Genomic DNA, 12,523 nt, shown 5'->3' on the forward strand with positions numbered 1-12,523 from the left:
CACGGCAAATCAGGGAATATTCAGGTACTTGTGAGTCTGCATCGACAGGCGCCACTGCGGATGGCGTTTGCACCAGTCGATCGCGAGTTTCGTATTGATGTCGCGCGACGGACCGTCCATCGGCTGGACGAGGAAATAGTCGAACTCCAGCTTCGCGTAATCGGCGAGGCGCTGGTTGTCCTGCGGCACGACGACCTTCAGTTCGTTGCCCTTCGTCACGACGAGCGGCGCATCGGCTTTCGGGCTCACGCAGATCCAGTCGATCGTCTCGAGCACCGGCAGCGAGCCGTTGGTCTCGATCGCGATCTCGAAGCCTGCGGCATGCAGTGCGTCGACGAATGGCGGGTCGATCTGCAGCATCGGTTCGCCGCCGGTGCACACAACAAAGCGGTTGGCTTCGCCCTGCGGCCACTGCGCGGCGATCATTGCAACGAGTTCGTCGGCGCTGCGATACTTGCCGCCGTTCTCGCCGTCGGTACCGACGAAGTCCGTATCGCAGAAGCGGCACACGGCAGCCGCGCGATCTTCCTCGCGGCCCGACCACAGATTGCAGCCGGCGAACCGGCAAAACACAGCCGGGCGCCCGGCGTTCGCGCCCTCGCCCTGCAACGTGTAGAAGATTTCCTTGACTGCGTACGCCATGCTGCTTTTCGCCTAAGACTCCAGATCACTGTCTGACCGGTGTGGCCTCTGCCATGCCGGTGCTGCGCTTATATGGACTGAACTACCCAACCGTGCGCGTCATCGCGCTCTCACCGCCCGTCACGCAGGCGCCGTCACCTTCTCGCCCACGAGATATGCCTCGTAACCGCGTTTGCGCAGCCGGCACGCCGGACACTCGCCGCAACCGAATCCCCACGCATGCAACTCCGCACGTTCGCCGACGTAGCAGGTGTGTGTCTCGACCCGCACCAGCTCGACCAGCTCATCACCACCGAGTGTGTGCGCGAGCCGCCACGTATCGGCCTTGTCGAGCCACATCAACGGTGTTTCGAGCAGCAGACGTGTAGCCATGCCGAGATTGAGCGTCACCTGCAGCGCTTTCATCGTGTCGTCGCGGCAGTCCGGATAGCCCGAAAAATCGGTCTCGCACATCCCGCCGACCAAGACCTGCAAACCCCGTCGATACGCAATCGCCGCAGCGATCGTCATGAACATCAGATTGCGGCCCGGCACGAACGTGTTCGGCAAACCGTTGGCGGTGGCCTCGATCTGGATTTCGCGCGTCATCGCGGTTTCGCTGATCGCACCGAGCACCGACAGATCGATCGTGTGATCGTCGCCGAGGCGCGCTGCCCACGCGGGAAAGCGCTGCACCATGGCCTGCCGGAAACCTTCGCGACATTCGAGTTCGACCCGGTGCCGCTGACCGTAATCGAAGCCTAGCGTCTCGACCGTTTCATATCGTTCGAGCGCCCAGGCAAGGCATGTGGCCGAATCCTGGCCGCCTGAAAACAGCACTAGTGCGCTGCTTTTCGCGTCTTTGCGGGTCACCGTGAAACTCCGTGAAGATGGGTGCCGCGCCGCTGTATTGCTGTGCCGTACCCCATCGGCAATGCAGCGTCGCGCGCCGGCACCGCGCCGGCTCAAGCAGTATAGGCCGCGCCTTCCGCACGCAGAGTCGCTGGGCGCTTATACCGCTGATCGTTGGACGGAGACGTTCGCGCGACATTCGTGCGTTGTGTGGTCTCGACACCCAGAAACGAAAAGGACTTGCGGCACGATTCAGGCAAGGCCAGCAAGTCCTTGAAAACGCGTGATTTTATCATCGGGGCCGAAGTGGTGCTTGCGGGCCGCCACTCCGGCTGGCAGCAACGCACTGCATTTCGGACCAGCATATGAAAAGCCCCAGGAATCTTGCGATTTCCTGGGGCTAAATTCTGGTGGCCTGGGGCGGAATCGAACCACCGACACGCGGATTTTCAATCCGCTGCTCTACCAACTGAGCTACCGGGCCAACGAAGAAGCGAGAGTATAGCAAAGCACTCGACGCAGCTCAAGCCCCTTGATGATTTATCCCGCTGGGCCCTATTCGCCCTTGTTCTTGCCGAGATCGACACCGAGTTGCTTCAGCTTCCTGTACAGGTGAGTCCGCTCAAGCCCGGTCTTTTCCGCGACGCGCGTCATGCTGCCATTTTCGCGTGCGAGGTGATACTCGAAGTACGCGCGCTCGAAGGCATCGCGTGCATCGCGCAACGGGATGTCGAACGAAATCGCCGCTGTCTGGTTCGGCAGGGTGCTACCGCCAATGCCATCGCTCGCGAGCACAGGCAGCGCCGCCGCCGAGGCCACCGTCGCCCCGCCAGCAGGCGCCACGGGCTTTGCTGCAGCGCCGCCGGCTGCCGGCACCGCATTGCCGCCGCGTGCGAGACCCTGTTCGACGGCTTTCAGCAGCTTCTGCAATGCAATCGGCTTCTCAAGAAAATTGAGTGCACCGATCTTCGTCGCTTCGACCGCGGTGTCGATCGTGGCGTGGCCGGACATCATGATGACCGGCATCGTGAGTTGCCCTTGCGCGGCCCACTCTTTCAGCAACGTCACGCCATCGGTATCGGGCATCCAGATATCGAGTAGCACCAGATCGGGCGCCTGACGCTGCCGCAGTTCGCGCGCCTCCTGCGCGTTCTCCGCCACTTCCACGACATGCCCTTCATCGCTCAGGATCTCCGAGAGCAATTCCCGGATGCCCATTTCGTCGTCTACCACCAGGATGGTTGCCATTTACGCTGCCCTTGTCTGCACTGTTGCTTTTGTCGTTCCCTGCAACGCTGCGCCGTGCGTCGTCTGCGGTCCTGCGTCGGGCGCTGCCGTATCGTCTGCGAGTTGAAGAAAGAGGATCGAGATCTGCGCGCCTTCGATCACATCGCCTGCCTTGAGCCGGTTGCGAATGTCGATACGCGCGCCGTGTTCATCGACGATCTTCTTGACCATCGCGAGACCGAGCCCTGTCCCTTTGGCCTTGGTCGTCACGTAAGGTTCGAATGCGCGTGTCAGTATGCGCGCGGGGAACCCCGAGCCGTTGTCCGTCACGGTCAGCCGAACCGCGATGCGCACCTTTCCTTCCGCGTCGGGGTCGCCATATTCTACTGTCCTCGTCTCCAGCAACACGCGCGGCTCCGCAATCTCGGCCACGGCGTCCTGCGCGTTCTGCAGCAGATTGTGGATCACCTGCCGCAATTGCGTCGCGTCGCCGCGAATGACCGGCAACTCCGCCAGCTCCACCGCAATCGCACTCTTGCCTTCCTCGATCCCGTACAACGTCATCACTTCGCTGACCAGATCGTTGAGCTGCAGGTTCGCCAGTACCGCGGGCGGCGTGCGTGCGTAGTCGCGGAAATTGTCGACCATCTGCTTCATCGCCGCGACCTGGTTGACGATCGTGGTCGCGCCACGCTTCAACACATCCGCATCCGATGGCCCGAGCTTGTCCGCGAGCTTCATCTGCAACCGTTCCGCCGACAGCTGGATCGGTGTGAGCGGATTCTTGATTTCATGCGCCAGACGTCGTGCCACTTCGCCCCACGCAATCGAACGCTGCGCGGAAATCACGTCGGAGATATCGTCAAAGACGACCACATAGCCCGACGTTTGCACATCGGCTACATCGCCTTCGGTCGCGGCGAAGAGCCGGGCACCGCGCACGAGCAACGTCAACGGATCGGTTTCGCCGGGCACTTCCACCGAAAACTGCTGCTGCCAGTGGCCGCGGTCGTCGCCGTCGCGGCTCGCCGCTTCGCGGTCCGCGAACGCCTTGCGCACCATCGCGCCGAAGTCGGCCAGCACGCCGATGCGATCGAGCGCCGAACCGAGTACCGCCTGGAACTGCTGGCGGAAAATCCGCTCGGCGCCGCGGTTCGCGGTGGTCAACCGGAACTGCCGGTCGAACACGAACACCCCGGCCGTGAGGTTCGCGAGAATACTTTCGAGGTAGGCCTTCGAATGCTCGAGCGCGATGCGGTTGTTCTCGACCGCGGCGCGCGCCTCGGAGAGCTGCCGGGTCATCGCGTTGAACGACTGGGTCAGGAAGCCGAGTTCATCGCGCGACTTGATTTCACGTTTGGGCGTGTAGTCGCCCTCGGTCACTTCCTTCGTCCCCTGCGCGAGCAGGAACAGCGGCCGCGCGAGCTGATTGCCGAGCGCGAGCGCGATCATCATCGCGATGAAGGTCGCGAGAAACAGCGCGAGCGTCAGCGTACCGATGTACATCTTGCGCAGACCCGTGCGGCCGAGCGACTTCTCCTGATACTCGCGATACGCGCGCTGCACTGCATCGGCATTGCGCGCAAGCGTCGGCGAGACCGGCTGTGTAAGCTGCAGGAAACGCTCGACGGGCTGCAGCAGCGCCGCGTTCGAATCCGGAATGAGCGTCACGACGCGCAGCCGCAGCGCGCCTTTCGGACCGTGCGCGGCCGGGTCGCCGTCCACTTCGCCTTCGATAGCCGCGTAACCGTGACCGCGCGCCTGATCGATCATCATCTGGGTCGGCACGTCGCTTGGCAGCAGCGTCGAGTAATTGCTCGACGCCTGCGCGACGACGCGCATGCCTGGCGTCGCGCCCGACATACTGGGCGGCGCAGGCGCGACGATGGTCGCGTCCTGCACGCTGAACTGGTCGCGCAACCGCAGCAGTGTGAGCGTCGTGCCTGGCGCATCGGCGCTCGCGATCTGTTCGGCCATCAACCGGGCCTTCGTCTGCAGATCGGACAGCGATGCGTCGAGCATGCCGCGCCCGAGATTCAGGCCCGACGTCAGCGCAGTCTCGACGTTGACGTCGAACCACGACTCGATACTGCGCGACACGAACTGGTACGACACGACATAGATGATGCCGCCCGGCACCACGCCGACGAGCGCAAAGAAGAATGCGAGCTTCGCGAGCAGCCGCGTGCCGAATTTCCCTCTGCGCAACCGCACGATGATGATGCCGACCAGCACCGTCACGATCAGCATGAAGATCAGCGCGACTGCGATGTTGGCCGCGTAAAGCCAGCCGTAGTAGCGATCGAAGAATTCGGTGTTCGCGCTGGCGGCGGCCAGCAGCACGAGTAGCAGCACGGCCGTTACGCCGACCGTCGACACCAGCACGCGCGCGACGATGCTGCTCACACTGGTGACGCGGCGTACGCTATTTAGCACGTTCGGTCACCGTGAAGGTAAAGCGTTTCCAGTCGGAAACGAGATTCCAGTCGCGGTTGTTGACCGCGTCGATCTGGAACGGCTTGGGCATCAGTGCGACATCAAGCTGCATGCGCACCGATGCGGTATAGGTTTCGCCGGCATGCACGTCGTTACGTTCGATCACGTGCCAGGACGTGATGTGCTTGATCACGGCGAGCGCGTCGCTGAGCGTCGGGAAGCCCTGCTGCAGGCCGCCACTCGACACGCGATATTCGCGCGTGAGCGGCTGGAACGACAGCCGGATGCTCTGCGACACGCTCACGGGCTGCTCGTCGAACCAGTACCAGCGTGGGCGGCTCAATTCGAAATCGGTGGTGAAGTACAGCGGAATGCCGCGATTGACCGCGTCTTCGAGGCTGCTGTTCAGCTCGAAGTCGAACCGGGCATCGAGCGCCCAGCCATTGCCGTCAGATTGCAGCGACGCACGTTGTACGGCGATCGAATCGGCGCGCGCCTGACCGGCTGCGGTCAGGCAAACGGCCAGCGCAAACCAGAGCACGGCCGCAAGCCGAAGCGGAAAGAAGCGTTTGATGATCACCGTTTCTGAAAGCGCGCGTAGAAGAATCCGTCGTGGTCAGCGTGCTGGCCGGTGGAATGCCCAGCCAGGGAACCGGCCGATGCGTCGGCGGGCACGCGGGCAGCCGCGGGCAGCAGTTGCCCCGGCGCGTCCAATCGTACCGCATCCGGGTAGAGGTTTCCAAACCACTGTGCCTGCAGCTCGCCCTCTTCGGGGAAGATCGAACACGTGACGTAGAGCAGTTCTCCGCCCGTTTTCAGCAGCGGCCAGAGTGCCTGCAGGATGCGGCGCTGTTCGGCCACGAGCGCGGAGATGTCGGATGGGCGGCGCAGCCAGCGGATGTCCGGATGCCGGCGCACGATGCCCGAAGCCGAGCACGGAACGTCGGCAAGAATCCGGTCGAACGGTTCGCCGTCGTGCCACGCGGTGGCGTCGCCTGCATCGCCGATGCGGATTTCCGCGTCGAGCTGCAAACGCTGCAGGTTTTCGCCGATGCGGCGTGCCCGTGACGCGTCGCTTTCGAGCGCGACGACGTCGACATCGGCAAGTTCGAGCAGATGTCCGGTCTTGCCGCCGGGCGCCGCGCAGGCGTCGAGCACGCGCATGCCGTCGCGCGCGTCGAGTAGCGGCGCGGCGAGTTGCGCGCCGGCGTCCTGCACGGATACCACGCCATCGGCGAAACCGGGAATGCGTTCGACCGGGGTCGGCGTGGCGAGTCGCACCGCATAGGCGCCCACGTGGGTCGCGGCGATGCCCTGGTCGCGCAGCATCTGTAGATAGGCATCGACGGTGGAGCGGCGCGGATTGACCCGCAGCGTCAGCGGACCCTGCACGTTACCGGCTGCGAGCACCTCCTGCCATGCGTCGGGCCACGCGCGCCGGACTGCATCGAGCCACCACGACGGGTAATTCCAGCGCGCTACCTCGTCGGCCTGCAACGCGTCGAGAAGCGCTGCCCGCTCGCGCAGAAAGCCGCGCAGCACCGCGTTGACGAGCCCCTTTGCGAACACGAACTCACGCCGCGCGCCGATCGCGCTCACCGCCTGATCGACCACCGTGAACGGGGCATAGGCCGCGGCGGCGCCCTCGTCGATAAGGAGCGCGAACGCACAGGCGAGCACGTCGGCCACATGCGGCGGCGGGGCCTTGTGCAGCCGTTGTGCGATCAGCCAGTCGGCGCTCGCGAGACGGCGCATCGTCGTGTAGGCGATGTCCTGCACCGCGCCGCGCGCGACAGCGGCGCCACTGTCCTTTGCAGACGAAAAAAGACTCTGCACGGCCGCTGGCAGCGCAGAACCGGCGCGTACGGCGCCGATTGCCTGAGCAGCGCTGTCGAGCGCGAAGCCGAGCGAGTCGGGGGCGAGATGCAATGCCGACAGGCGGTGTTCGCGCTCACGCGACGCCGGTTGGGAAGGGGAATGCTGGGAAGGCTTTCGGGTCATGGAGAATGCGCGGGCAGGCCGCGCAGTGCGCGCGACACAAACGGGACATTGTAACGTGGCGAGCCTGGGCAGCCGCCCGATGCCGTTGCAGACACAGGCAGCATGCAAACGGCGGCAGACAACGTTGGCCAATGAAAAAGCGAACCCTGAAGGCTCGCTTTCTCTAATGAGGCAGGCGCGGCGTGTCGCGCCGCCCGTCGACCGGCACCCTAGTCGAAGCGCCCGGTGCGCGCCATCTCCATGAGCCGGGCGACGCGTTCTTCGGTGGCGGGGTGCGTCGAAAACAGGTTCGCGATACCGCCGCTTGCGAGCGGATTCATGATCATCATCTGCGCCGTGGCCGGGTGTGCTTCGGCGGTCGGGAACGGGACGCCGCTCGCGTAGCGATGGATTTTATCGAGCGCGCTGGCAAGCGCCTGCGGATCGCCCGAAATCTGCGCACCGCCGCGGTCCGCTTCGAATTCACGCGCACGCGAGATCGCCATCTGGATCAGCGCGCCGGCAATCGGCGCCAGCAGCGCAACAGCGATGCTCGCGATCGGGTTGGTCGCACGACCGTTCTCGTCACGACCGCCGAAGAACATCGCGAAGTTAGCCAACGCGGAGATCGCGCCGGCCATGGTCGCGGAGATCGTCGAGATCAGAATGTCGCGGTGCTTCACGTGCGCGAGTTCGTGTGCCATCACGCCGCGCATTTCGCGCTCGGACAGCACCCGCAGGATGCCGGTCGTAGCCGCTACCGCCGCATGCTCGGGGTTGCGGCCGGTCGCAAACGCGTTCGGTGCGTCTTCGTTGATCAGGTAGACACGTGGCATCGGCAGGTTGGCGCGCGTCGCGAGTTCGCGGACCATGCGGTAGAACTGCGGCGCGCTGGCCTCGTCGACTTCCTGCGCGTTGTACATACGCAGGACCATCTTGTCCGAGAACCAGTAGGAAAAGAAATTCATACCGAGCGCGATCAGCAGCGCGAGCATCATGCCGCGCTGGCCGCCGATCATCCCGCCGATAACAACAAAAAGGGCCGTGATCGCGGCCATCAACACCGTGGTTTTGACCCAATTGAACATGTTCGTTACTCCTTGCCTGGACACAGGCTCATATCTCGCGCCGTCTTCCAGGCAATATGCTGGGGACGCCCGATTGTAAGCTTTCTGTTAGATATGGGCGCGCAAGGATAATTCAATCATCGTGTTGCAGTAGCGAGCTTAACGCCAAGACCGACGAACGCACTGCCGACCCCACGGTCCAGCCAGCGCTTCACGCCCGGCTTACCGGAAAAACGCTGCGTGACGCTGCCGGCAATCCACGCGACGAAGCTGTTCCACACCATGCTCATCGCGACGAACACGAGCCCGAGCGTGAGAAAGGCCCATGCCTTGTGATCGCTCGCGGTCGTGACGAACTGCGGGAAGAACGAGACGAAGAACAGCACGACCTTCGGGTTCAGCACGTTGGTCCAGAAGCCTTGCAGGAACAGTTGCCGCAGCGATTTCGGCGCGCCGGCGGCCTGCGCTGCGGTTCCCGCTACCGGTTTCGAGTCCGCTTTGGTGAGGATCAGGCGCACACCGAGGTAGATCAGATACATCGCGCCGACGAACTTGATCACCGTGAACGCGGTCGCCGATGCCGCCAGTAGCGCCGTCAGCCCGAACGCACAGGCAAGCGAATGCACGCAGCAACCCGCCGATATACCGAGTGCCGAAATCAACCCAGCGCCACGGCCTTGAGCAACGCTGCGCCCAACGATATAAGCCGTATCGGGGCCGGGCGTCACGTTCAGCAGGAAAACGGCGACGACGAAAAATCCGAAATGGGTGATGCCGAGCATGAAAACCTCAGAGGCGGGCGCGCAGGCGCTTACTGTCCTGCTTATTGCTCGTCGGGAAGCTGGAAACGTTGTCCCGCAGCCAACGTGGAGCCGGCGAGAAATTCGCGTGCAGGCAGGCGCTTGCCGCCTGGCTTCTGCAGTTGCGTGAGTCGCAGCACGCCTTCGCCGCACGCTACCGCGACGCCTTCCGGCGCAACCTCGACGATCGTGCCCGGTGTGGCGTCGCTGCGCATCTCGACCGGCGCAGCAGCCCAGATCTTCAGCGCCGTGCCGTCGAGCGTCGCCACACCGCCGGGGAACGGATCGAAAGCGCGCACCTGGCGGGCCAGCACCGCAGCGGGGCGGCGCCAGTCGAGTGTCGCTTCGTGCTTGCCGATCTTCGCGGCATAGGTGGCGCCGTCTGCAGGCTGCGGCACGGTGTGCAACCGGCCGCTACGTTCGAGTTCGGCCAGCGCCTCGACGATCAGCGTCGCGCCCGCCTGCGCGAGCCGGTCGTGCAGGGTCGCGGTCGTATCGTCGGGATGGATCGGCGTGCGCGCCTCGGAGATCATCGCGCCAGTATCGAGGCCGGCATCCATCTGCATCAGCGTGATGCCGGTCTGCGTGTCGCCGGCTTCGATCGCGCGATGGATCGGCGCGGCGCCGCGCCAGCGCGGCAACAGCGACGCGTGAATATTGATGCAGCCGTGCGGTGCGATATCGAGCACTTCCTGCGGCAGTATCAGGCCGTAGGCGGCGACCACCATCACGTCGTGAGGCGTTGCCTGTAGCTGCTCGATGGCCGCAGTGGCTTCGGCGGGAAATTTGCCGGTACGCCGCAGCGATGGCGGCTGTGCAACGGCGAGCCCGTGTTCTTCGGCGAAGCGCTTGACGGGGCTGGCCTGCAGTTTCATCCCACGGCCCGCGGGCCGGTCCGGCTGGGTCAGCACGAGCGGCACCGGAAAACCCGCCGCATGGATCGCAGCGAGCGCCGCTGCGGCAAATTCAGGGGTACCGGCAAAGACGACGCGCAGCGTATGACTCATGAGTGGAAGCAAAAGACGGGGTGGGCGCGCATCACATCGCGTGAGCGAGTTTCTTCATTCGCGTCTTGATGCGGCTCTGCTTCAGCGGCGACAGATACTCGACGAACACGTGGCCCAGCAGGTGATCCATCTCGTGCTGGATGCACACCGCAAGCAAGCCCTCGCAGTCGACCTCGAAGCTCTCGCTCTTCTCGTTCAACGCCCGCACCCGCACCTTCTCGGCACGTTCGACGTCGTCGTAGATGCCCGGCACCGACAGACAGCCTTCTTCGGAGAGTTTCTTCTCGTCGCTCTTCCAGACGATTTCCGGATTGATGAACACGCGCAGTTCGTCGTGCGTCTCGGACACGTCGATCACGACGACGCGCTCATGCACGTCGACCTGGGTTGCGGCGAGACCGACGCCGGGCGCGGCGTACATCGTTTCGGCCATGTCGGCGACCAGCCGGCGGATGCGGTCGTTGACCGTCTCGACGGGCTTCGCGACCTTGTAGAGCCGCTTGTCCGGGTAATTGAGGATGTTGAGTAAAGCCATATTCGTGAAGTGAGTGATCCGGCTCTGCGATGCGGTGCGTTTCGATGCGGTTCTGCGGCGTGGGGCTGCGCTGACCGTTCGGCCAGCTTGTGAGCCCATCGCGGTACGCAGAGGATATGCGGGTGAACCAGTTCGGTTCAAAGCACCGCTTCATGCATGCACGCGCCGCCGCACGCAGTTTCGGAAATTCTTTGCCGGAGATTATTTCGGATGATGAAAATTTTAACATGGCCCTTCACCGACCGCCCGACGCACCCGTGGGAGGGCCGCTAATGCACGCACTGCCGATGACCGGCGATGAGCTCGCCGGCTGGCTCCGGCTCGCCATGGCAAAGGGGTTGAGTCCCACCGCGCTGCGCCTGTTGCTCGACACGTTTGGTCTGCCGGACGCGGTGCTGGGGCAGCCGTACGCGTCGCTTGTCGTGATCGCCGGCGAGGCCGCGGCCCGTGCGGCGCTCGCGGCCCCCGGTGCGGATTTTCCCGCCTATGTCGATACCGTGGGCGCGTGGTGCGAGGGGCCTGACAACGCGCTCGTGACACTCGCCGATCCAGCCTACCCACCCATGCTGCTGACCATGCCCGATCCGCCGCCGCTGCTATATGTAAAAGGGCGAATCGACCGGTTGCACGTGCCGGGCATTGCTGTGGTCGGCAGCCGTAGTGCCACGCCGCAGGGTATCGAGGACGCGGAGCGCTTCGCGCGCACGTTTTCCGCGGCCGGCGTGGTCGTCGTGTCGGGGCTGGCGCTCGGTATCGACGGGGCGGCGCATCGCGGGGCACTTGCCGGGTCTGCCGGCACCGTCGCCGTGATCGGTACCGGCGCCGATCTCGTGTATCCGGCGGCCCACCATGCGCTCGCGCACCAGATCGTGCAGTCGGGCGCGATCATGACCGAATGGCCACTCGGTACACCCGCGCGCTCCGCCCATTTCCCGCAGCGCAACCGGCTGATCGCGGGGCTGGTCCGCGGCGTACTGATCGTCGAGGCCGCGATGCGCTCCGGCTCGCTGATCACCGCGCGGCTCGCGAACGAAATGGGGCGGGATGTTTTTGCGTTGCCGGGCTCGATTCACGCGCCGCTGTCGCGCGGCAGCCACCGAATGATCAAGCAGGGCGCCAAGCTCGTCGAAACCCCGGAGGAGGTGCTGGAGGAACTGGCGTTGAACGCGGCAACGGCAGTAACCGCGGTAACCGCCGATCAACCCGAGGGGTCGCCGCAAGGCGCGGCACCGGCCGGATCCAGCCTCGCACCAGACGCGCAACGGCTGCTCGACGCACTCGGTCACGCGCCAGCGACACTTGAAATTCTGGCCGCCCGCACCGAAATGGACGACACGACGCTGCAGAGCATGCTGCTACAGCTCGAGTTGGCGGGGCATCTGACGGTTCTGCAGGGCGGCCGGTTCATCCGGGCCCATCACGGACAATGACCCGCCATGCTACATTCGCGCCAAAAGCTCCCGCCTCCAGCACCCAAGGAACCGACATGCCCGCGCTGAACCTCGACACCGACCAGGACCGGATCGCCGAGCACGTCAATCACCCCGGCACGCTGTTCGTCGCGTGTCTGTGCGCCGAGTGGTGCGGTACCTGCCGGGATTACCGGGCGGCCTTCGATGCACTCGCCGACCGGCATCCGGAAGTCTGCTTTGCGTGGATCGACATCGAAAATCATGCCGACCGCTTCGACGACCTCGATGTGGAGAATTTTCCGACCATCCTGATCGAAGACGCGGTGACGACACGATTCTTCGGGACCGTATTGCCGCAGACGGCCATCGTAGAGCGGATGCTCGCTGATCTCACTGCGTTGCCCGGCGTGACCGGCGCACCGAAGTTGAGGCCGGCGCTGGCGGTTGCCTGATCTGTTACCTGAGCCGATGCCCGCTGGCTGAAAGCGAGCCGGCACGGGCGTTGCGCGCCGGTGGCAGCGAGAGCTGCCGACACTTGCTCAATAAGTAGACACGCAATTATGATGGCTCGCTTTTTTCAGCCACA

12 protein-coding genes and 1 tRNA gene are annotated in these 12,523 nt (G+C 64.3%); 2 read left to right on the top strand and 11 right to left on the bottom strand.

Features of this window, described 5'->3' with window-relative positions; translation table 11 throughout:
* Positions 1 to 9: 9 nt before the first annotated feature.
* The 11 genes from queE to def all read right to left on the bottom strand — a co-directional run bounded on the left by queE (position 10) and on the right by def (position 10,525).
* Entirely contained in the window at positions 10 to 642 is a 633-nt protein-coding gene (gene queE, locus BWP39_RS16195) for a 7-carboxy-7-deazaguanine synthase (protein ID WP_096721773.1), read from the bottom strand.
* A gap of 120 nt (positions 643 to 762) precedes the next feature.
* Complete coding sequence (gene queC / locus BWP39_RS16200) at positions 763 to 1,494, bottom strand: 7-cyano-7-deazaguanine synthase QueC (RefSeq protein WP_096721775.1); 732 nt, start codon at positions 1,492 to 1,494, stop codon at positions 763 to 765.
* A gap of 387 nt (positions 1,495 to 1,881) precedes the next feature.
* A tRNA-Phe gene (locus BWP39_RS16205) sits at positions 1,882 to 1,957 on the bottom strand.
* A 71-nt stretch (positions 1,958 to 2,028) separates the two neighbouring features.
* Complete coding sequence (esaR, locus tag BWP39_RS16210; protein WP_096721777.1) at positions 2,029 to 2,721, bottom strand: response regulator transcription factor EsaR; 693 nt, start codon at positions 2,719 to 2,721, stop codon at positions 2,029 to 2,031.
* A complete protein-coding gene (locus BWP39_RS16215; protein WP_096721779.1) occupies positions 2,722 to 5,136 on the bottom strand; it encodes a sensor histidine kinase in 2,415 nt (804 codons plus the stop codon).
* The gene (locus BWP39_RS16220) at positions 5,126 to 5,716 is read right to left on the bottom strand and encodes a DUF4390 domain-containing protein (RefSeq protein WP_096721781.1); all 591 of its coding nucleotides are present in this window, start codon (positions 5,714 to 5,716) and stop codon (positions 5,126 to 5,128) included. Before BWP39_RS16220 ends, BWP39_RS16215 begins: the two co-directional genes overlap by 11 nt.
* Entirely contained in the window at positions 5,713 to 7,137 is a 1,425-nt protein-coding gene (gene rsmB / locus BWP39_RS16225; RefSeq protein ID WP_096721783.1) for a 16S rRNA (cytosine(967)-C(5))-methyltransferase RsmB, read from the bottom strand. Before rsmB ends, BWP39_RS16220 begins: the two co-directional genes overlap by 4 nt.
* Before the next feature lie 209 nt (positions 7,138 to 7,346).
* Positions 7,347 to 8,204: a zinc metalloprotease HtpX gene (gene htpX, locus BWP39_RS16230; RefSeq protein ID WP_091019371.1), complete on the bottom strand. Its 858-nt coding sequence runs from the start codon at positions 8,202 to 8,204 to the stop codon at positions 7,347 to 7,349.
* A 116-nt stretch (positions 8,205 to 8,320) separates the two neighbouring features.
* Positions 8,321 to 8,965, bottom strand: a complete 645-nt coding sequence (locus BWP39_RS16235; protein WP_096721785.1) for a LysE family translocator — start codon at positions 8,963 to 8,965, stop codon at positions 8,321 to 8,323.
* A 41-nt stretch (positions 8,966 to 9,006) separates the two neighbouring features.
* On the bottom strand, positions 9,007 to 9,990 hold the full coding sequence (fmt, locus tag BWP39_RS16240) for a methionyl-tRNA formyltransferase (protein WP_096721787.1): 984 nt from the start codon (positions 9,988 to 9,990) through the stop codon (positions 9,007 to 9,009).
* Positions 9,991 to 10,021: 31 nt separating this feature from the next.
* Positions 10,022 to 10,525: a peptide deformylase gene (gene def / locus BWP39_RS16245; RefSeq protein ID WP_207556847.1), complete on the bottom strand. Its 504-nt coding sequence runs from the start codon at positions 10,523 to 10,525 to the stop codon at positions 10,022 to 10,024.
* A 272-nt stretch (positions 10,526 to 10,797) separates the two neighbouring features.
* Between def and dprA the strand changes: the two genes are divergently transcribed.
* Both dprA and BWP39_RS16255 read left to right on the top strand, forming a co-directional pair.
* A complete protein-coding gene (dprA, locus tag BWP39_RS16250) occupies positions 10,798 to 11,955 on the top strand; it encodes a DNA-processing protein DprA (RefSeq protein ID WP_096721791.1) in 1,158 nt (385 codons plus the stop codon).
* Between the two features lie 56 nt (positions 11,956 to 12,011).
* The gene (locus tag BWP39_RS16255) at positions 12,012 to 12,389 is read left to right on the top strand and encodes a thioredoxin family protein (RefSeq protein WP_096721793.1); all 378 of its coding nucleotides are present in this window, start codon (positions 12,012 to 12,014) and stop codon (positions 12,387 to 12,389) included.
* The last annotated feature ends 134 nt before the right edge of the window (positions 12,390 to 12,523 follow it).

The sequence above is a fragment of the Paraburkholderia acidicola genome (assembly GCF_002362315.1).
Lineage (GTDB): Bacteria > Pseudomonadota > Gammaproteobacteria > Burkholderiales > Burkholderiaceae > Paraburkholderia > Paraburkholderia acidicola.

Excerpts from the sequence above, each read along its gene's own strand:
- queE (WP_096721773.1), bottom strand. The coding sequence starts at position 642 with ATGGCGTACGCAGTCAAGGAAATCTTCTACACGTTGCAGGGCGAGGGC.
- esaR (WP_096721777.1), bottom strand. The coding sequence starts at position 2,721 with ATGGCAACCATCCTGGTGGTAGACGACGAAATGGGCATCCGGGAATTG.
- rsmB (WP_096721783.1), bottom strand. The coding sequence starts at position 7,137 with ATGACCCGAAAGCCTTCCCAGCATTCCCCTTCCCAACCGGCGTCGCGT.
- htpX (WP_091019371.1), bottom strand. The coding sequence starts at position 8,204 with ATGTTCAATTGGGTCAAAACCACGGTGTTGATGGCCGCGATCACGGCC.
- BWP39_RS16235 (WP_096721785.1), bottom strand. The coding sequence starts at position 8,965 with ATGCTCGGCATCACCCATTTCGGATTTTTCGTCGTCGCCGTTTTCCTG.
- fmt (WP_096721787.1), bottom strand. The coding sequence starts at position 9,990 with ATGAGTCATACGCTGCGCGTCGTCTTTGCCGGTACCCCTGAATTTGCC.
- def (WP_207556847.1), bottom strand. The coding sequence starts at position 10,525 with ATGGCTTTACTCAACATCCTCAATTACCCGGACAAGCGGCTCTACAAG.
- dprA (WP_096721791.1), top strand. The coding sequence starts at position 10,798 with ATGCACGCACTGCCGATGACCGGCGATGAGCTCGCCGGCTGGCTCCGG.
- BWP39_RS16255 (WP_096721793.1), top strand. The coding sequence starts at position 12,012 with ATGCCCGCGCTGAACCTCGACACCGACCAGGACCGGATCGCCGAGCAC.